A 20,670-nucleotide genomic window follows, 5' to 3' on the forward strand; every position below is an offset into this window, starting at 1 on the left:
CCAAAAAATAGTGACCAATCCTCTGTTCCAAGTCGGTCATCTTGTCAAGATGGCTTTCAATGATGGCCAAGATATTCTGCTGACTCATAAAATCACTTTCTTCATGGGATAATGTTTATTAAAAGTTTAAGGGCTGTTCTGGCTGGAAGGTACATTTGAAGCCACTTTTACTTTTCTGCTATTCTATATTTGTCTTAGAATTTGTTTATATTATAACATAGTTATAGACAAATAAACCGTTTGCAAGACTGAAACTTATCAAGAGTGTACAGCTGAGACTGATTTGTAAGTATTGAAATGAATCAAATCTATATTGGCTTTTCCTATCAGTTTGAGATGGATGTTTAGCAATCTCTGACTGTTTTTCTGAAAATATGTTATAATTTATGCAAGTACGAAGCTGTATTCTAGAAGCTGACTGTACCAGATGCGGGACAGTCAGCCAGGAATGCGGATTTTAAAATCCGTTTTCGAAGGTTTTTGAAAACGAGGGGGTGAATAGATGGCCAATGAAACACTTGAAAAAATGCAGGAAATTGAGACTGCTGCAGAAGAAGTTTTGATGGGCTACAGGAAGCAGACTCAGGAGTTGCGACAGCAGGTAGATGAAAATCTCAGGCAGCTAGGTCTAACTTATGACGCTGAAACGCAGAAGCTGGCAGAGGAATTAACTGCGACTTCCCAGCAACAGTTGGTGCACCTGCAGCAAGACTTGGAGCAGACAACCCAGCAAAATGAGGACAAGGTTGCGGCTGCGCTGACGGATAAAAAAGCAGACTTGGCGCGAGCCATTGTAGAGAAGGTGGTAGAAGCCTATGGCCATTAGTCAAATGCGACAGCTGTCTCTGCTTCTGCCCAAGGAACTGCTGGACCAGCTTCTCTTTTACCTACAGGGTTTAGAGTCGGTTCAGATTCATGACTTGCGGCAGGAAGAGGACTGGCAGGCAGCCTTTGAGCAGGCTTTAGTCGGCCAGCCAGATCAGCAGTTATCTCAGCAGGATTTGCTCAGTCGTCAGGAGAAATTGGAACGGCTAATTGCAGAGCTGGAGCCATTTATGCCCAAAAAGAAACTGCTGGAATCCTTAAAAGAAGAGCCTTTGGAGCTGTCCTTTGCTGCTTTAGAGCAGGCAGGGAAGGCTCGGGATGAGGTGGCGCTATTAGAAGGAATCAGCAAGCAGCTCAAGGTCTTGCAAGAGGCCAAGGAACAGATAGAAGCTGACCGCTTGGAAGTGGCTGCGCTGGAGAAGTGGGAGCCTTTGGAGCTAACACCGCAAGCAGCTGCGACTTTCAGTCATCTGGGAGCTTTGATTGGGACGATTCCTAATACTGACGACGATGCTCTGCGTCTGACTTTGGGAGCACATCCCGACCTGAAGTTTCAGGAAGTCTTTACCGATGATACGGAGCATGGGGTTCTTGTCTTTTATAAGACAGGCTCTCTGGAAGAAGTTCGCAAAATCCTGAAAGAGTACGGTTTTAAGCCTTTTGAGTACGACCATGCAGAGTTGCCCTCTGAGAGGGTAACCCAACTCAAGGCCAATATTCGACAGCAAGAGGCTGTGGCAGATGCTATGACCAAGAGTCTGGCAGCTTCCAAGAATGAACTGGATCAGCTCAAGGTTCAGCTGGACTATCTCTGCAATCTCTCCTCCCGTCAAGAAAGTAAAAATCAGTTAGCCAGTACGCAAAATCTGGCAGCCTTGGAAGGCTGGATCGAAAGCAATCAAGTTCAAGCTCTTGAGGCTTGCTTGACAGAGCAGTTTGGTCAGAGCATTCTCATCCAGACCAGAGAGATTCGACAGGATGAGGAAGATAAGGTTCCGACCAAGCTTAAAAACAATGTCTTGGTGGAGCCCTTCGAGCTAGTGACGGAGATGTATTCCCTGCCTAAGTATGGTGATAAGGATCCAACCCCCGTCGTTTCCCTCTTTTATTTTGTATTCTTTGGGATGATGGTCGCTGACATCGGCTACGGTCTCTTGCTCTTTGTAGGCACCAGTCTGGCGCTGCAATTCTTGCATGTCAAGTCGGGACTGGCTAAGAATCTGCGATTCTTCCGCCTGTTGGGTGTGGCAGTCATCATCTGGGGGCTGGTTTATGGCTCTTTCTTTGGCTTTGAACTGCCCTTTGCTCTGATCAGTACCAGCTCTGATGCCATGACGATTCTGGTTATTTCGGTCGTCTTTGGCTTTGTTACAGTGCTGGCGGGCCTTTTCCTCAGCGGTCTGAAAAATATCCGCCTCAAGGATTATGCGGAAGCTTATAATGCAGGCTTTGCTTGGGTGCTGATTTTGCTGGGGCTGCTACTCTTGGCCTTGGGAAATTTCTTCCCATCCTTGGCCTTTGCTGCAACGATTGGTCAGTGGCTGGCTATCATCAATGCTCTGGGCATACTGGCAGTATCCATTGTCAGTGCTAAGAGCTTGGCAGGATTGGGCTCAGGTCTCTTTAATCTCTACAATGTCAGTGGTTATGTAGGGGACCTTGTCAGCTTTACACGGCTGATGGCTCTGGGGCTTTCGGGGGCCAGCATTGGCTCGGCTTTTAACTTGATTGTCAGCCTTTTTCCACCTGTCGCTCGCTTTAGCATTGGCATTCTGCTCTTTATTGCCCTGCATTTGGTCAATATGTTTCTATCTTTTCTGTCCGGTTATGTACACGGAGCGCGTTTGATTTTTGTGGAATTCTTCGGGAAATTCTACGACGGTGGCGGCAAGCCTTTCACTCCGCTCAAGCCTAGTGAGAAATACGTTCAGCAAAGCAAGAAATAAAGATTAGGAACTATGGTAAGAGATGAGAAGCTCATCTTTAGAAAAACACTTTCTACAACATCAAAACAAGCATTATTCATTCAACTAGCTGTTGATTATACGACGATTACAGCATTTTCATAGGAGTAAATCATGGAACATTTAGCATCATATTTTGGAACTTACGGCGGCGCCTTTTTTGCAGGTCTGGGAGTAGCTTTGGCGGTCTTTCTCAGTGGAATGGGTTCAGCGCTGGGTGTTGGAAGCACTGGTCAGGCAGCAGCGGCCCTCTTGAAAGAACAGCCGGAAAAATTCGCTCAAGCTCTGATCTTACAGCTTTTGCCAGGTACCCAAGGTCTCTACGGCTTTGTTATCGGGATTACCGTCTTCTTTAATATCAAGCCGGAATTGGCTCTGCAATCAGGCGTAGCTTATTTCTTAGCTGCTTTGCCAGTTGCCATTGTTGGTTACTTTTCAGCCAAGCATCAAGGACGAGTGGCGACAGCTGGTATTCAGATTTTGGCCAAGCGTCCGGAAGAGGTCATGAAAGGGGTTATCCTAGCGGCCATGGTTGAAACCTACGCTATCTTGGCCTTCGTTGTATCCTTCATCATGGTTCTGAATGTGAAGTAAGGAGGCTTTTATGTCTGACATATCAGATCTCAAAGCTTCTGTCTTGGAGCAGGCTCACGAAAAGGGGCGTCTGCTTTTGGCCGAGGCTACTGAGAAAATAGAACAGGAAGCCAAGGAACGCGAGGCCCAGCTGGTTCGGCAAAAGCTTGGACAGCGAGAGCAGCAGCTGAAAGAAATCGGCCGGCGCAGTCAGCGCGATATTCAGCAGCTGGAAAATCAAAAGCGCCAGTCTACTCTGGTCATCAAGCAGCGGGTTCTCAGAGAGCTTTTTGAGGAAGCCTATGCTCAGATGACGGCTTGGTCACCAGCTGAAGAAGAGCAGTTTCTAAAGAGTGTCTTGACTAAATATCCAGAGGAAGAGTTGACGCTGGTTTTCGGTGCTCTATCAGCTGAGAAATTGAGCTCCAGCCAGTTAGAAGACTTGAAAAAGGCCTTTCCGCAAGTGCATTTTTCAGATCATTCCATAGCAGGCCAGGCAGGCTTTGTGCTGAGCCAAGGACGGGTGGATGATAGTTATCTCTATCGCGACTTGCTGGACTCTGTCTGGCAGGAGGAAAGCTACCGTCTGGCTCAGGACATTTTCAAAGACCAGGCAGAATAGGAGGCGGACCATGAGTGAAACAAGCTTCTCTCAAGTCAATACAGCCATTAGTGTGCAGGAGGCTTTCTTTTTGACGCCCCAGCAATATGATCAATTGCTGCAGGCTGACGATGCTGCCAGCCGTTCGGCTCTTCTGCAGGGAACGGTCTACGCCATGGATGCTGAAGCGATTAAGGATCTCAATGCCATTGAGCAGGTGCTGATGAAGCATTTGTATTCCGTTTATAATTGGGCGCTTGAGATTAGTCCTAGTAAGGAGCTGGTGGAGATTTTTACGCTCCGCTACACCTACCACAATCTCAAAGTTTTTCTTAAAGGTCGGGCGACAGGTCAGTCCTTGGAGCATTTGCTGATGCCAGTGGGGACCTATTCGCTGGAGGTTTTAGAGCACCTAGTTATGGCCTTTTCGGCTGAGTATTGTCCGGATTTCATGCTGGACGAGGTGCTTGCGACCTGGCAGGAATATCAGGATTATCAGGATGTGCGCGTGCTTGAGATTGGTATGGACATGGCTTATTTCCAGCATCTCAAGCGCCTGACACAGGAGTTGAAAGATGAGAGCCTGCTGCAGTTGGTGAATCTGACTATTGATTTTTATAATGCCATCACCGTTAAGCGGGCTGTTGACTTGGGAAAACCGCGCAGCTTTATGAGGCAGCTCCTGTCTGATGAAGGGAGCCTCTCTGCTGCCAACTGGATTGCCATGGCAGAGCAGGGGGATTTCTTGACTTGGTTTAGCCAGGTCAATCCCTGCGGTTACGATCTGGATCTGCGCTCCTATGAGGAAAAAATGCGGAACCAGACCTTGACGACAGTAGAGCTAGAATATCTAGCGGACCTCTTGCAGGCTAAGTTGCTGGCGGCTGGTCAGTTTGAGACAGATGGCCCGCTTCCTCTGGCCCGCTATCTGCTGGGCAAGGAGCTGGAAGTCAAGAATCTGCGGCTGATTTTGACAGGTATGGACAATCAGCTGCCGGTAGAGCTTATCAGAGAAAGGATGCGACCGATTTATGGACAAGACTAGCTACAAGATTGCTGTCGTGGGGAATCGTGATACTATTCTCCCGTTTAAGCTGATTGGTTTTCAGACCTTTCCGGTTAAGGAAGCTCAGGAGACGGTCAATACCCTGCGTCGGCTCGCCCGTGAAGATTTCGGCATTATCTATCTGACGGAGGATATGGCTGCAGATATTCCAGAAACTCTGGCCTACTACGACCAGCTGGAGATTCCTGCTCTTGTGCTCATTCCTACCCATAAGGGGAGCACGGGACTGGCTCTTTCGCGGATTCATGAAAATGTCGAGAAGGCTGTCGGACAAGATATATTGTGAGGTTTTTATGCGAATCAATCAACTAGGTCAGCCCATTGGGGATGCTCTTTCGGATTTTCAGCCGGGGGACTTGCCTAACCTGGAGCGAATCGAAGGGCAGTATGTTATTATCGAGCGTCTGTCCAAGGACAAGCATGGGGCGGATTTGTATGAAGTGTATGGCCCGGATTCTCCTGCGGATATGTGGACCTATCTCTTTCAAAATCCTGCCCAAAGTCAGGAGGAATGGTCCCAGAAGCTAGATCAGATGCTGGCGGCTCAGGATCGTTTTCACTATGCGATTGTGGACAAGGAGAGCGGCAAGGCTCTAGGAACTTTTGCCTTGATGAGGATTGACCGAAATAACCGCGTCATCGAAGTGGGAGCTGTGACCTATTCGCCCAAGCTGAAGCGCACCAGACTGGCTACTGAAGCCCAATACTTGCTGGCACGCTATGTCTTTGAAGAGCTGGAGTATCGCCGCTATGAATGGAAATGCGATGCCCTCAATCAGCCGTCAAGGCGGGCAGCAGAGCGGCTTGGTTTCACCTACGAAGGCAGGTTTCGTCAGGCTCTTGTCTATAAAGGGCGCAACCGAGACACTGACTGGCTGTCTATGATTGACAAGGATTGGCCGGCCGTCAAAAGTCGTCTAGAAAAATGGCTGAGCCCAGACAATTTCGACGAAAAGGGCCAGCAAATAAAAGCCTTATCTGATTTTTAAAATAAAAAAACAATAATACTCTTTGGAAATGAAATTCAAACTACTACTTGGTTTGAGCTTTGATTTTCATTGAGAAACAACAAAAATCTCCCAAGAATGGAGGAAGATTGTGAGTCAAGGAAAGATTGTCAAAGTTTCTGGTCCTCTGGTGTTGGCATCAGGGATGCAGGAAGCGAATATTCAGGATATCTGCCGGGTTGGCGATTTGGGGCTAATCGGTGAAATTATTGAAATGCGGCGGGACCAAGCCTCTATTCAGGTTTATGAAGAAACTTCTGGCTTAGGTCCAGGAGAGCCGGTCATCACGACTGGAAGCCCTCTGTCTGTTGAGTTGGGACCAGGTCTGATTTCTCAGATGTTTGACGGGATTCAGCGGCCTTTGGAGCGTTTCCAAACTATCACGGAGAGCGACTTCCTTGTCCGTGGTGTCCAACTGCCAAATCTAGACCGAGAGACTAAGTGGGATTTTGTTCCAAGTCTGTCTGTCGGAGATGCGGTTGAGCCTGGCGATATTCTGGGAACGGTGCAGGAGACCAATCTTGTGGAGCACCGCATCATGGTGCCAGTCGGAGTCAGTGGACGTTTGACCAATATCTCGGCTGGCAGTTTTACTGTTGAAGAGACTGTTTACGAGATTGAGCAGACGGACGGGGCTACTTTTAAAGGGACTCTCATGCAAAAATGGCCGGTCCGTCGTGGGCGTCCTTTTGCTCAGAAGCTGATTCCGGTTGAGCCTTTGGTGACAGGTCAGCGGGTCATTGATACCTTCTTCCCAGTGACCAAGGGCGGAGCAGCAGCTGTACCAGGACCATTTGGAGCTGGTAAGACTGTGGTTCAGCACCAGGTAGCCAAGTTTGCCAATGTTGACATTGTTATCTATGTCGGCTGCGGTGAGCGTGGCAATGAGATGACCGACGTACTTAATGAATTTCCAGAACTAATTGACCCAGCAACTGGCCAGTCCATCATGCAGCGGACGGTGCTGATTGCCAACACCTCCAATATGCCGGTGGCGGCTCGGGAGGCGTCGATTTACACAGGAATTACGATTGCAGAATACTTCCGTGACATGGGTTATTCCGTGGCCATCATGGCGGATTCTACTTCGCGTTGGGCAGAAGCCCTGCGGGAAATGTCCGGACGTCTGGAAGAAATGCCAGGTGACGAAGGCTATCCAGCTTATCTTGGCAGCCGGATTGCGGAGTATTACGAGCGGGCTGGCCGGGTCAAAACACTCGGTTCAACTGCGCGCGAAGGCTCTATAACCGCTATCGGGGCCGTATCACCTCCGGGTGGAGATATTTCTGAGCCGGTAACGCAAAATACCCTGCGCATTGTCAAGGTCTTCTGGGGCTTGGATGCCCAGCTGGCTCAGCGCCGGCATTTCCCAGCTATCAACTGGCTGAGCTCTTACTCTCTCTACCTAGACGAAGTGGGAGCCTATATCGACAAGCATGAGAAGATTGCTTGGGCAGAAAAAGTCACCAAGGCCATGAATATCCTGCAAAAGGAAAGCGAACTGCAAGAAATCGTGCGTTTGGTTGGTTTGGATTCCTTGTCTGAAAAGGACCGGCTGACCATGAATGCGGCCAAGATGATTCGTGAGGACTACCTGCAGCAGAATGCCTTTGATGATGTTGACACCTATACTTCTTTCAAAAAGCAGGTGGCTTTATTGAGCAATATCCTGACCTTTGATGCGGAGGCCAATCGTGCCTTGGAGCTGGGGGCTTATTTCCGAGAAATCATGGAAGGAACGGTGGAGCTGCGTGACCGAATTGCTCGCAGCAAGTTTATCCATGAAGACCAGTTGGAAAAGATTCAGGCCCTCAGTCAGATTATCGAGGAAACCCTGCACCAGATTCTTGCCCAAGGAGGACTAGACAATGAGCGTCATTAAAGAATACCGCACCGTTAGTGAAGTTGTCGGCCCTCTGATGATTGTCGACCAAGTTGCTGGCGTGCATTTCAATGAATTGGTAGAAATCCAGCTGCATGACGGCAGCAAGCGTCAGGGCCAGGTCCTAGAAGTCCAAGAAGACAAGGCTATGGTCCAGCTTTTTGAGGGTTCTAGCGGTATCAATCTGGAAAAAGCCAAGGTTCGCTTTACCGGGCGCCCGCTAGAATTGCCAGTGTCAGAAGACATGGTGGGCCGGATTTTCAATGGAATGGGCAAGCCGATTGATGGTGGCCCAGCTATCTTGCCAGAAAAATATCTGGATATTGACGGTCAAGCTATCAATCCAGTAGCTCGCGACTATCCGGATGAGTTTATTCAGACCGGTATCTCGGCCATCGACCACCTCAATACCTTGGTCCGGGGGCAAAAGTTACCAGTATTTTCTGGCTCTGGTTTGCCTCATAAGGAATTAGCCGCTCAAATCGCCCGTCAGGCCACAGTGCTTAACTCTGATGAAAACTTCGCCGTGGTCTTTGCGGCCATGGGGATTACCTTTGAAGAAGCCGAGTTCTTCATGAATGACCTCCGAGAGACAGGAGCCATTGACCGCTCGGTGCTCTTTATCAATCTAGCCAATGACCCAGCTATCGAGCGGATTGCGACGCCGCGGATTGCCCTGACAGCTGCCGAGTATCTAGCTTATGAAAAGGACATGCACGTTCTGGTCATCATGACCGACATGACCAACTACTGTGAAGCCCTGCGGGAAGTTTCTGCAGCTCGTCGCGAGGTGCCGGGCCGTCGTGGGTATCCGGGTTACCTCTATACGAACCTGTCAACCATCTATGAGCGGGCTGGACGTCTGGTTGGCAAGAAAGGCTCAGTGACGCAGATTCCGATCCTGTCCATGCCAGAGGATGACATTACCCATCCGATTCCGGATTTGACAGGCTATATTACAGAAGGTCAGATTATCCTTTCGCGTGACCTTTATAACAGCGGCTATCGTCCGCCCATCAATGTCCTGCCATCTCTATCTCGTCTTAAGGACAAGGGTTCAGGTGAGGACAAGACCAGAGGTGACCATGCTGCAACCATGAACCAGCTTTTTGCTGCCTATGCCCAAGGCAAGCAGGCCAAGGAGCTGGCTGTCGTTCTAGGAGAATCCGCCCTGTCCGAAACGGACAAGCTCTATGTGCGCTTTACTGACCGCTTCGAGCAGGAATACATCAATCAAGGTTTCCAGACCAACCGAACCATTGAGGAAAGCTTGGATCTGGGCTGGGAACTCCTGTCCATCTTGCCAAGAACAGAACTCAAGCGGATCAAGGATGATATGATTGACCAATACCTGCCGCAGACCAAGGAGGAAGAAAGATGACACGACTCAATGTCAAGCCGACTCGGATGGAGCTGAATAACTTAAAAGCCCGTCTCAAAACGGCTGTTCGTGGGCATAAACTGCTCAAGGACAAGCGGGATGAGCTGATGCGGCGCTTCATTGAGTCTGTCCGTGAGAACAATCAGCTCCGCCAAAAGGTCGAAGCAGCTCTGGTCGGTCACCTGCAGGATTTTGTCATGGCCAAGGCACTGGAGAGCGACCTCATGGTCCAGGAAATCTTTGCTGTGCCCATGCGGGAAGTCAATCTGCATGTGGAAACAGAGAATATTATGAGTGTGCGCGTGCCCAAGATGCATGCCCATATTGACAATTCATACAGTGATGACGAGGGAGACGTGGTTTATAGCTATGTGGCGTCTAACAGCCAAATGGATGAAACTATTGAAAGCATGAGCGATCTGCTTCCCGACCTGCTGAGACTGGCAGAGATTGAGAAAAGCTGCCAGCTCATGGCGGATGAAATCGAGAAAACCCGTCGACGGGTCAACGGACTAGAGTATGCTACTATCCCTGACCTCAAAGAAACCATCTACTACATCGAAATGAAGCTGGAAGAAGCCGAACGCGCCAGCCTCGTCCGAATGATGAAGGTGAAATAAGATGCGGAGGCGTTAAAAAACGACTGAAAAATAGGAACTGGACGATGGATTCGATGAATCCGAGTTCAGTTCTCTTTTTTCCGAGTTTTTAGCCGAAGCTCGATTTAGCTGAGCTAACCTAGACTGAATAGATCTATTCACAGCAAAAATAGGAAAATAGACGAAAAAGTGACAGCTTCTAGGAGATTTTATCTTTTTTTCCCAGAGCTTAGGTCGGGTTCAGTTCACCAGAGTAGAAAAAATTCAAATAAGCCCAAAAGAAACAGAACCTCTCTAAATCGAGGTTCTTTTGCTTATTGCTAATTTTAATATGTTACAAACAAATCTCCATATTACAGGGGACGGACAGTTCTGTTAAATAGGTCGAAAAAGGCTTTTTTCTTAGAAGATTTATGGTAAGATGGTTTTTGTATCATGAATGATTAGGAAGGTGCATTTTGCATATGAAAATGAATAAGAAATTACTTTTGGCTTCAACTGTTGCTTTGTCAGCATTGCCTTTGTTGACAACGCGAGCTGAGGAGCAGCCACAAAACTGGACTGCCAGAACAGTTGAGCAAATTAAAGCGGATATTACGAGCAATGAAAACCAACAAACTTACACTGTTCAATATGGAGACACTTTAGGCAATATCGCTCAAGCGATGAACATTGACCTTGTTGACTTGGCTAAAATCAACCAAATTGCCAATGCAGACTTGATTTTCCCAGGTACTGTTTTGACTATTACAACAAATGGACACAACGAAATTACCTCTGTAGAAATCCAAAGCTACCAAGCAGGAAATAATGCAGGATTGGTAACGGAAGATTATACGGCTAGCGAGATTTTTGGTACTGAACAAGCCGCTCCAGCGGTACCGGCTCAAGCAGCAGAAACTCCAGCTCCAGCTGTTGAGGAAGCTGTTGCAGCTCCAGCAGACCAAGCACCAGCGCCTGCTGAAGAAGCTCCTGCCCCAGTAGCAGAAGTTGCAAGTGAAGCAGCCCCAGCTGCGGAAGAAAATGCAGCAGCGCCACAACCAGCAGTAGCTGCAAGTCCAGAAGCGCCAGCAGAGGCAACTCAAGAAGTGACTGAATTAGGCCAAGACCAGGTCAGTCAAGCAACTGCCGCTGTTGAACCAACAACTTACAATGCTCCAGCTGTAACAGATGCTGCTAGCGTAACAACTAACAATCCTGCTAATGAAGGTCTTCAGCCACAAACTGCAGCTTTGAAAGAAGAGATAGCAGCTAAATATGGAATTACAGAATTTAGTCTCTACCGCCCAGGTGATAGTGGTGACCATGGTAAGGGCTTGGCGGCTGACTTTATCGTTGGTGAGAATACTGAATTAGGAAACCAGGTCGCAGCCGATGTTACTTCTAACATGACTGAAAGAGGAATCTCTTACGTTATCTGGCAGCAACAGTTCTATGCACCATTTGAAAGCATTTATGGACCAGCTAATACTTGGAACCAAATGCCAGACCGTGGCAGCGTAACTGAAAACCATTACGACCACGTTCACGTATCTATGAATGAATAAGATGGATACAAGCCCAGAAATGGGCTTTTTCTGATATTCTCTGTGAAAAAGCGAGAATTTTCTGATAAATTTTGGTATAATAAAGCGAACTACAGATAAAGGATGAGAGAGAATGACCTTAGTTTATCAATCAACACGCGACGAAAAGAATAGAGTAACAGCTAGTCAGGCGATTCTGCAAGGCTTGGCAACAGACGGCGGGCTCTTTACGCCTATTACCTATCCGCAGGTCGATTTGGACTTTGCCAAGCTCAAAGACGCTTCTTATCAGGAAGTAGCCAAGCTGGTTTTGTCTGCATTTTTGGATGATTTTTCTGAAGAAGAACTGGACTACTGTATCAACCATGCCTACGAAAGCAAGTTTGATGATGCGGCGATTGCTCCCTTGGTCAAGCTGGCTGGTCAGTACAATCTAGAGCTTTTCCACGGAGCGACCATTGCCTTCAAGGACATGGCTTTGTCTATCCTGCCTCACTTGATGACAACTGCAGCTAAAAAGCACGGTTTGGAAAACAAAATTGTCATTCTGACGGCAACTTCTGGCGACACAGGCAAGGCAGCTATGGCAGGCTTTGCGGATGTTCCAGGAACTGAAATTATCGTCTTTTATCCGAAAGACGGTGTCAGCAAGGTCCAAGAGCTGCAAATGACGACGCAGACAGGTGCCAATACGCATGTGGTGGCTATTGATGGCAACTTTGACGATGCCCAGACCAATGTTAAGCACATGTTCAATGACACAGACCTACGGGCTCGTCTTCTGGAGCATAAGCTGCAGTTTTCATCTGCTAATTCCATGAATATCGGCCGTTTGGTGCCTCAGATTGTCTACTATGTCTATGCCTATGCTCAGCTGGTGAAGACGGGAGAAATCACAGCAGGAGACAAGGTCAACTTTACCGTTCCGACAGGGAACTTTGGTAATATTTTGGCGGCCTACTATGCCAAGCAAATCGGTCTGCCAGTTGGCAAGCTGATCTGTGCATCGAATGAAAACAATGTCCTGACTGACTTCTTCAAGACCCACGTTTATGACAAGAAGCGGAGCTTCAAGGTGACATCTAGTCCATCCATGGATATTCTGGTTTCCTCTAACTTGGAGCGTTTGATTTTCCATCTATCTGGTAACAGCTCTGAGAAAACAGCTGCTTTGATGGCGGCTCTGAATGAGCATGGACAGTATGAACTGACGGACTTTGATACTGAAATTTTAGAGCTCTTTGCGGCTGACTATGCGACAGAGGAAGAAACAGCTGCTGAAATCAAGCGGATCTATCAGGCATCTAACTACATCGAAGACCCTCATACTGCCGTTGCGTCCGCTGTCTATCAAAAGTACTTGGCAGAGACAGGTGATCAGCGCAAGACTGTTATTGCGTCTACCGCTAGTCCTTATAAATTCCCAGTTGTAGCCGTTGAAGCTGTGACCGGTCAGACAGGACTCAGTGACTTCGAGGCTTTGGACCAACTGCACGAACTTTCTGGCGTAGCCCTTCCACCAGCTGTGGACGGCTTAGAAACTGCCCCCGTTCGCCACAAAACGACGGTCGCTGCAGACCAAATGCAGGCAGCAGTCGAGGATTATTTGAGATTGTAAAAAACAAAAACATCAGCTTATTCATTGGCTGATGTTTTATAATCTATTTCAATACAATCAACTGTTTGCCAGCTAGGCTGTAAATGTCAGCTAGCGGTGCGATTGGTTTTTGGGCATCAATGGCTGGGTATTGGAGGTGTAGCTTCTGCTTGTTTTTGTTTTCGTAGACAGCCTCTTGGTTGCCAAAGTTGATGACGATTGTCATACTTTCTTTGCTGTCTTGAATCTTGTACTCCAATAAACTGTCTGTCAGCCAGTTGACCTGACAGGCTTGCTTGATGGCGGTGCTGGTCTTTAGATGCAGCAACGGATGTGCCCTGCGAAAGGCAATCAGCTTTTTAAGAAAAGCAATATCCTCTGTATAATGCAGGGAGCGCAGCCAGTCTAGCTTATTGATTTCGTCGGGCATATTGTAGGTGTTGTCAATCAGATTTTTAGTCCGGAAAAATTCCTGACCGCTATGGATAAAGGGCACACCCTGAGCCAGCAGGACGAGATGGAGAGCCAGCCGCGAATTGGCCAGCCGATCCCGTAGGGTGATAGCAGGGTTGACGATATCAAAGTAGTCAAAAACTGTTGCATTGTCATGGCACTCGACATAATTAATAGCTTGCTGAGGCGCTATGAAGTGAGCCTCACCTTTTAGACCTACATTGGCTGTCAGGACATTTTCAAGCTGACTGGCAGGAGTCTTACTCTCGATTTGCCGGCCTTGGGCGATGGTCTGCTTGAGACTGTCGCGAAAATGGTCGCTGAAAAATCCATAATCTGGCAATTGGGCAGCATTGTACTGATGGGCCAATCGCTCACTTGCCAGCCCGGTATCCATCTGCCAGCCTTCACCGTAGAGATAGATGTTAGGATAGAGCGTCTTGAGTTCGTCAGCTATCTGCTGCATGGTTTGGATATCTAAAATCCCCATTAGATCAAAGCGGAAACCGTCAAAGCCATAGAGACTGACCCATTGCTTGACCGATTGCTTGATATAACGGCGGGCCATGGCCTTCTCACTGGCTACATCATTGCCGCAGAAAGTCCCGTTGGTCCGGTAGCCCATGTCATTGAGTCGGAAAAAATAGCCGGGCACAATTTTTTCAAAAGCATAGCTGTTGGCATCATAGACATGATTGTAGACCACGTCCATGATGACGCTGATATCAGCATTGTGGAAGGCAGTAATGGCCGCCTGTAGCTCTATGATACGGGCATAGGGGTCTCGTGGGTCGCTGGCAAAACTGCCGTCTGGGACATTGTACTGGACAGGATCGTAGCCCCAGTTGTAGACGAGCTCAGGATGCTTTTCATCAACGCTGCCAAAATCGTAGACAGGCAGAAACTGCACGTGGCTGATACCTAGCTCTTTCAGATAGTCCAGACCAAACTTCTGACCGTGAACGACTGGAGATTCGCTCAGCGAGGCAAACTTCCCAGGATAGGAGAAACCAGCTTCTTTCTGCATAGAAAAATCGCGGACGCTCATTTCATAAATGACGGCTTCTGTCGGATTCAGCTGTGTTTTTGCTCGTTTGATAGGCTTTTTAATCTTGTCTAGATCGATGACATAGCTGTTTCCCGAATTGACATCTGAGGATAGGGCGTAGGGATCATGGACTTCCACCCATTTGCCATTGATCTTATGGAGATAAGAATAAGAGGCTCCCTCTATATCTCCCTCAATACGTGTATGCCAGACGCCCTTATCCAGACGTTTGAGATGGTGAACCTGGTCTTTCAGATGCAGGAGGACTTTTTCAGAAATAGGTGCCCAGAGTCTGAAGTCGGTGGCTTGGGGACTGTACTGAGCTCCTAAATCGTCGCCTGCATAGTCAAAAATCTCATCGAAAATGGGCTTTTTCACGATATGGCGGTACTGCAGGTCGGTATGGTTGCGGTCTTGGTCATAGACCTTGTAGGACTGCGTCAGGTCAATGGGCTCATTAGCCGACACGGTGTAGATAATCCGCTCTTCCTGATTGTTGATATTTTTGATAGTTAAAGGGCTGGAGCTGTGCTTGTCTTCCAGTGTAAAGTGGATGGAGTAGGCTTCAAAGCTCTTTTCCAGTTCGATGGTGATGATATTTTCGTCATCTAAATAGGCTTGAAAAATACGAAAGGCCATGTTTTTCCTCTTTCTTTGTCAGTTTCTCTTCGTGTAATTGTTTTGAGTTTAGGCTCTGTCCTGGGTTGGGACAAGGCCGTTCAGTGAATCGTTGATAAATGAGCAAAAGCACTCGGATTAGCGAGTGCTGATGCTATGCGGGATCAACTGGCGATAGCAGATTTGCTTGTCTTCTTTATTGTCCTTTATAATTTGGAAGAGGGTCCGGAAAGACTCTTTCCCAAGCTCGAGGGCATTGATATCGATATAGGCATCCACATCAATGCGCGGTTTGAGAGAATCAAAGGTGATAATGGGAATCTGGTAGTCCTGATCTTTGAGATAGTGCAGGGCTCCTTCTGCTACCAAGGTATCAGATGTCACGATAGCTTCAATCTCATCCAGCGGCAGCTCCTCCATAATCTTGTAACTGTTATCTTCCAAAAGGAAGCCGAAGGCAAATTTGATAATGCGTTCATCTAAAGGTCGTTCTGCTTCATTCAGGGCTTGCTTGTAGCCTGTGTAACGATCCTGGGAAACGACCAACTCCTTATTCCCGGCCAGAAAGGCGATTTTTCGATAGCCCTTGTCTAAGAAATATCTGGTCGCGTCATAGCCAGCCTTGATATTGTCATTGTCCACCAGAGAGATGAAAGGTGAGACAGCTTTCCCTAGGATCAGGAAGGGGAAGTTGTTCCTGACTGCAAAGTCGACCAAAGGATCGTCCTGCTTAGAATAAAGGAAAATCAGTCCGTCAACTCGCTTGCCCAAAATCATCTGCTTCAGATTTTCCAAGCGATGCTCTTCATCTTGCCCCGTGCTGATCTGGATGGCATAGTCATAGTCAGAAGCAATCTGAGAAATCCCCCGCAACACAGTTGGGAAAAAAGGGTTTTGATAGAAGACATCTGAGTCATCCGGCAGGACCAAGCCGATGACCTGGCTGGACTGGCTGACCAGACTTCTGGCATTGAGGTTGGGATGATAGTCCAGCTCCTTCATAGCAGCACGGACCCGTTTTTTAGTTTCTTCACTGATGGTTGATTTATTTTGCACGACGCGGGTCACGGTAGAGGGTGATACGCCTGCTAGTTTTGCGACTTCTTTGATAGTAACTCGCATAAAAACCTCCTAAAGGCCTGCATTTGCTGGAAATCCTTACGATAACATGAACTATTTTAAATCTACTAGTAGAAGCACTTGCTTTCTAAGAGTCATGCAAACCTGTGCCAAAAATAGCTAGCAGCGACAGTGGTTTTGCTTGACTATTGTGGTCAAAAAAGCAAGTATGAGGCGGATTCTCCACAAACGCAAACGTTTTCTGTTTGTAAGAACATTTTAACACAAAAAGAGAACGCTTGCAAGAAGAGAAAAACGGTAAACAATTGGGGCTGTAAGAGAGTCCTAAAAGAGCATTATATCCATTAACCAATAAATTGAAAAAAATCTCAAAAACCCCTTGCACTAAAAAAAAAAATAGGTTATAATCAAGTCGACGCAAACGTTTGCATTAAGTAAAAATGAAAAGACGTAGAGGAAAAATAACGAGGTGACAAAATGAAAAAACGTCAAAGCGGCGTGCTCATGCACATTTCATCCCTTCCGGGCAAGTACGGTATCGGATCTTTTGGCCAAAGTGCTTATGATTTTGTAGACTTCTTGGTTCGCACCAAGCAGCGCTATTGGCAGATTTTGCCACTGGGAACTACCAGCTATGGTGATTCTCCTTATCAGTCTTTCTCTGCTTTTGCGGGGAATACCTACTTTATCGATTTTGATATTCTGATAGAAGAAGGACTGCTGAACGAGGCGGATGTTAAGGGAGCTGATTTTGGAGATGATCCTAGAAAAGTGGATTATGCAAAGATTTTCGATGCTCGCCGTCCAATCATGGAAAAAGCAGTAGCTCGCTTCTTGAAAGCAGACGATCTGTCTGACTATGAGAGCTTTGTGAAGCAAAATGCAGCTTGGCTGGAAGTTTTCGCTGAGTACATGGCTATCAAAGAGCATTTTGATAATCTAGCTTGGACAGAATGGCCAGATGAAGCCATCCGTCGCCGTGACGCTACTAGTCTCGCTTCTTATCGTGAGAAGCTGGCTGACAAGCTGACCTACCATCGTGTGACCCAGTATCTCTTCTTTAAGCAGTGGTTAAGATTAAAAGCCTATGCTAATGAACACCACATCGAAATTGTCGGTGATATGCCAATCTATGTGGCAGCTGACAGTGCTGATGTGTGGGCACAGCCTCACTTCTTTAAGACAGATGCTGTTGGCAAGCCGACCTGTGTGGCAGGCTGTCCGCCAGATGAATTTTCAGAAACTGGCCAGCTTTGGGGCAATCCTATCTATGACTGGGAAGCTATGGATAAGGATGGTTATGCTTGGTGGATTGAGCGTCTGCGTGAAAGCTTCAAGATTTACGACATTGTCCGTATCGACCACTTCCGCGGCTTTGAGTCTTACTGGGAAGTACCTGCTGGCTCAGAAACATCTGCTTCTGGTAAGTGGGTCAAAGGTCCAGACTACAAGCTCTTTGCAGCAGTTAAGGAAGCCTTGGGTGATTTGAATATCATCGCAGAAGACCTAGGCTTTATGACGGATGAAGTGATCGAACTGCGCGAGCGCACTGGTTTCCCAGGAATGAAGATCTTACAATTTGCCTTCAATCCTGACGATGAAAGCATCGACAGCCCGCATCTAGCGCCAAACAACTCAGTCATGTATACCGGAACCCATGATAACAATACTGTTCTGGGCTGGTACAAGGATGAGATTGACGACGCTACTCGCGAGTATATGGCTCAGTACACCAACCGCAAGGAGTACGAAACAGTACCCCATGCAATGCTGCGCACAATCTTTTCTTCAGTCAGCTTTATGGCCATTGCGACCATGCAAGATTTGCTGGAATTAGACAGTGCAGCACGGATGAACTATCCATCCACAATTGGTGGTAACTGGACTTGGCGGATGACAGCTGAAGAGCTGAATCCAATCGTCGAAGGTGAGCTTTACAGCTTGACTAAGACTTACCGTCGTATGAATACCGATTTAATTAACGAATAAAGAACAGCCGAATCAGGCTTGAAGGGATTAATCATGTCAAACTTACAAACTTATATCAAAAATACTTATTCAAAAAATCTTGCTGATTGCAGCAACGAAGAACTCTACCTGGCTCTTTTGAACTACACTAAATTAGCCAGCGCTCAAAAGCCAGTCAACACTGGTAAGAAAAAACTCTACTACATCTCAGCTGAATTCCTGATTGGTAAACTCTTGTCTAACAACTTGATCAACCTTGGACTTTACGACGATGTGAAGCAAGAGTTGGCAGATGCTGGCAAGGACTTGATTGAAGTAGAAGAAGTTGAGTTGGAGCCGTCTCTGGGTAACGGAGGCTTGGGCCGTCTGGCTGCCTGCTTCTTGGACTCTATTGCGACCTTGGGTCTCAATGGTGATGGTGTAGGACTGAACTACCACTTTGGTCTCTTCCAACAGGTTTTGAAAAACAACGAACAGACAACGATTCCTAACTTCTGGCTGACTGAGCAAAACTGGTTGGTTCGCTCTAGCCGCAGCTACCAAGTGCCATTTGCTCACTTCACCCTGACATCTACTCTTTATGATATTGATGTGCCAGGTTACAAGACAGAAACTAAGAACCGTCTTCGTCTCTTTGATTTGGACTCAGTGGATGCAGATATCATTACTGACGGTATTGACTTTGACAAGACAGATATCGCTCGCAACTTGACACTCTTCCTCTATCCAGACGATAGTGACAAGCAAGGGGAATTGCTCCGTATCTTCCAGCAGTACTTCATGGTTTCAAATGGTGCTCAGCTGATTATTGACGAAGCGATTGAAAAAGGCAGCAACCTGCACGACTTGGCAGATTACGCTGTCATCCAAATCAATGATACCCACCCATCTCTGGTTATCCCAGAAATGATTCGTCTCTTGACTGAACGTGGTTTGGATCTGGATGAAGCAATTGCCATCGTACAGAAGATGACTGCTTATACAAACCACACGATTCTGGCAGAAGCTCTTGAAAAATGGCCTCTGGAATTCTTGAAAGAAGTAGTACCGCATCTGGTACCAATCATCAAAGAGCTTGACAAGCGCGTGAAAGCTAAATACACAGATCCAGCAGTGCAAATCATTGATGAGGACGACCGTGTGCACATGGCTCACATGGATATCCACTACGGATACAGTGTCAATGGGGTTGCCGCTCTGCATACAGAAATCCTGAAAAACTCTGAGCTCAAGGCCTTCTACGATATCTACCCTGAAAAATTCAATAACAAGACCAACGGTATTACTTTCCGCCGCTGGCTCATGCATGCGAACCCACGTCTGTCTCATTATCTGGATGAGTTGCTGGGCCGTGACTGGCACCATGATGCAACTAAGCTCGAAGGCTTGTTGGAATTTACTGGCGCTGCAAATGTTAAAGAAAAATTGGAAGGTATCAAGGCTCACAACAAACGTAAATTGGCTCGTCACTTGAAGGAAGCCCAAGGCGTGGAAATCAATCCAGAATCTATCTTTGATATCCAAATCAAGCGTCTGCATGAGTACAAGCGCCAACAAATGAACGCTCTGTACGTTATCCACAAGTATCTGGACATCAAGGCTGGCAACATCCCTGCTCGTCCAATCACTGTCTTCTTCGGTGGTAAGGCTGCCCCTGCTTACACGATTGCACAGGACATCATCCACCTCATCCTTTGCTTGTCAGAAGTGATTGCTAATGACCCTCAAGTGGCTCCACACCTGCAAGTAGTTATGGTAGAAAACTACAATGTTACAGCGTCTAGCTTCTTGATTGCAGCTGGTGACATTTCTGAGCAGATTTCCCTGGCTTCTAAGGAAGCATCTGGTACTGGTAACATGAAGTTCATGCTTAACGGTGCTTTGACACTTGGTACTATGGATGGAGCGAACGTTGAGATTGCAGAGTTGGTCGGCGAAGACAACATCTACATCTTCGGTGAAGATTCTGAGACTGTTATTGACCTCTACGCAAAATCTGCTTACAAATCTAGTGAGTACTATGCACGTGAAGCTATCAAGCCATTGGTTGACTTTATCGTCAGCGATGAAGTATTGGCAGTTGGTAAAGCTGAACGCTTGGAACGTCTTTACAATGAACTGATCAGCAAGGACTGGTTCATGACCCTGCTGGATCTAGAAGACTATATCCAAGTCAAAGAGCGCATGCTGGCTGACTATGAAGACCGCGATGCTTGGATGGACAAAGTTATCGTCAATATCGCCAAAGCTGGTTTCTTCTCATCTGACCGTACTATCGCTCAATACGAAGAAGAAGTATGGCACTTGAATAGCTAATATTCTTTAAATCAAAACAAAAGCCGAGACATCAGTGTTTCGGCTTTGATTTTTCAATCGAAGATATGAATGAGGATTTAGCTATTGTGAGAGTTTCTGAAAAGGTGTAAGTCAATCGGCCTTGTCAGCTTTTCCTTTTCGGTGTATAATAAGTGAAAATATTTCT

The 20,670-nt window shown here is 47.1% G+C and carries 16 protein-coding genes and 1 pseudogene; 14 read left to right on the forward strand and 3 right to left on the reverse strand.

Annotated elements, in window-relative coordinates; translation table 11 throughout:
* A pseudogene (locus tag RWX26_RS09380) lies at positions 1 to 88 on the reverse strand (RpiR family transcriptional regulator); the annotation flags it as partial.
* A gap of 414 nt (positions 89 to 502) precedes the next feature.
* On the opposite strand from RWX26_RS09380, the gene RWX26_RS09385 reads away from it, so the two are divergent.
* The 12 genes from RWX26_RS09385 to thrC all read left to right on the forward strand — a co-directional run bounded on the left by RWX26_RS09385 (position 503) and on the right by thrC (position 13,042).
* Positions 503 to 826: a hypothetical protein gene (locus tag RWX26_RS09385; RefSeq protein ID WP_314581169.1), complete on the forward strand. Its 324-nt coding sequence runs from the start codon at positions 503 to 505 to the stop codon at positions 824 to 826.
* Positions 816 to 2,771 (forward strand): V-type ATP synthase subunit I, encoded by a 1,956-nt coding sequence (locus RWX26_RS09390; protein ID WP_314581171.1) that lies wholly within the window; start codon positions 816 to 818, stop codon positions 2,769 to 2,771. The genes RWX26_RS09385 and RWX26_RS09390 overlap by 11 nt, the downstream gene beginning before the upstream one ends.
* Before the next feature lie 132 nt (positions 2,772 to 2,903).
* Entirely contained in the window at positions 2,904 to 3,383 is a 480-nt protein-coding gene (locus tag RWX26_RS09395) for a V-type ATP synthase subunit K (protein ID WP_002898768.1), read from the forward strand.
* A 10-nt stretch (positions 3,384 to 3,393) separates the two neighbouring features.
* Positions 3,394 to 3,984, forward strand: a complete 591-nt coding sequence (locus tag RWX26_RS09400; RefSeq protein WP_314581173.1) for a hypothetical protein — start codon at positions 3,394 to 3,396, stop codon at positions 3,982 to 3,984.
* Between the two features lie 10 nt (positions 3,985 to 3,994).
* Entirely contained in the window at positions 3,995 to 5,008 is a 1,014-nt protein-coding gene (locus RWX26_RS09405; RefSeq protein ID WP_314581176.1) for a V-type ATPase subunit, read from the forward strand.
* A complete protein-coding gene (locus tag RWX26_RS09410; protein WP_002894448.1) occupies positions 4,995 to 5,315 on the forward strand; it encodes a V-type ATP synthase subunit F in 321 nt (106 codons plus the stop codon). Before RWX26_RS09405 ends, RWX26_RS09410 begins: the two co-directional genes overlap by 14 nt.
* Before the next feature lie 7 nt (positions 5,316 to 5,322).
* Positions 5,323 to 6,018, forward strand: coding sequence for a GNAT family protein (locus tag RWX26_RS09415; RefSeq protein WP_314581179.1), 696 nt, complete (start codon positions 5,323 to 5,325; stop codon positions 6,016 to 6,018).
* A 109-nt stretch (positions 6,019 to 6,127) separates the two neighbouring features.
* Positions 6,128 to 7,918, forward strand: coding sequence for a V-type ATP synthase subunit A (locus RWX26_RS09420; protein ID WP_314581182.1), 1,791 nt, complete (start codon positions 6,128 to 6,130; stop codon positions 7,916 to 7,918).
* Entirely contained in the window at positions 7,905 to 9,299 is a 1,395-nt protein-coding gene (locus tag RWX26_RS09425; protein ID WP_314581184.1) for a V-type ATP synthase subunit B, read from the forward strand. Before RWX26_RS09420 ends, RWX26_RS09425 begins: the two co-directional genes overlap by 14 nt.
* Positions 9,296 to 9,919 carry a V-type ATP synthase subunit D gene (locus RWX26_RS09430; RefSeq protein ID WP_314581185.1) on the forward strand — a complete coding sequence of 208 codons (624 nt, stop codon included), beginning with the start codon at positions 9,296 to 9,298 and terminating at the stop codon, positions 9,917 to 9,919. The genes RWX26_RS09425 and RWX26_RS09430 overlap by 4 nt, the downstream gene beginning before the upstream one ends.
* A 443-nt stretch (positions 9,920 to 10,362) precedes the next feature.
* On the forward strand, positions 10,363 to 11,445 hold the full coding sequence (locus RWX26_RS09435) for a LysM domain-containing protein (protein ID WP_314581187.1): 1,083 nt from the start codon (positions 10,363 to 10,365) through the stop codon (positions 11,443 to 11,445).
* Between the two features lie 112 nt (positions 11,446 to 11,557).
* Positions 11,558 to 13,042 (forward strand): threonine synthase, encoded by a 1,485-nt coding sequence (gene thrC, locus RWX26_RS09440; protein WP_314581189.1) that lies wholly within the window; start codon positions 11,558 to 11,560, stop codon positions 13,040 to 13,042.
* A 43-nt stretch (positions 13,043 to 13,085) separates the two neighbouring features.
* Here thrC and pulA read toward each other — a convergent pair whose 3' ends face one another.
* Together pulA and RWX26_RS09450 are read right to left on the reverse strand one after the other, a co-directional pair.
* Positions 13,086 to 15,161, reverse strand: coding sequence for a type I pullulanase (gene pulA, locus RWX26_RS09445; RefSeq protein WP_314581190.1), 2,076 nt, complete (start codon positions 15,159 to 15,161; stop codon positions 13,086 to 13,088).
* Positions 15,162 to 15,278: 117 nt separating this feature from the next.
* Positions 15,279 to 16,262: a LacI family DNA-binding transcriptional regulator gene (locus tag RWX26_RS09450; protein WP_002907713.1), complete on the reverse strand. Its 984-nt coding sequence runs from the start codon at positions 16,260 to 16,262 to the stop codon at positions 15,279 to 15,281.
* A gap of 435 nt (positions 16,263 to 16,697) precedes the next feature.
* Here RWX26_RS09450 and malQ point away from each other — a divergent pair, with 435 nt between their 5' ends.
* The gene (gene malQ / locus RWX26_RS09455) at positions 16,698 to 18,209 is read left to right on the forward strand and encodes a 4-alpha-glucanotransferase (RefSeq protein WP_314581195.1); all 1,512 of its coding nucleotides are present in this window, start codon (positions 16,698 to 16,700) and stop codon (positions 18,207 to 18,209) included.
* 33 nt (positions 18,210 to 18,242) lie between these two features.
* On the forward strand, positions 18,243 to 20,504 hold the full coding sequence (gene glgP, locus RWX26_RS09460; RefSeq protein ID WP_002917857.1) for a glycogen/starch/alpha-glucan family phosphorylase: 2,262 nt from the start codon (positions 18,243 to 18,245) through the stop codon (positions 20,502 to 20,504).
* The last annotated feature ends 166 nt before the right edge of the window (positions 20,505 to 20,670 follow it).

It is taken from the genome of uncultured Streptococcus sp. (genome assembly GCF_963536705.1).
Lineage (GTDB): Bacteria > Bacillota > Bacilli > Lactobacillales > Streptococcaceae > Streptococcus.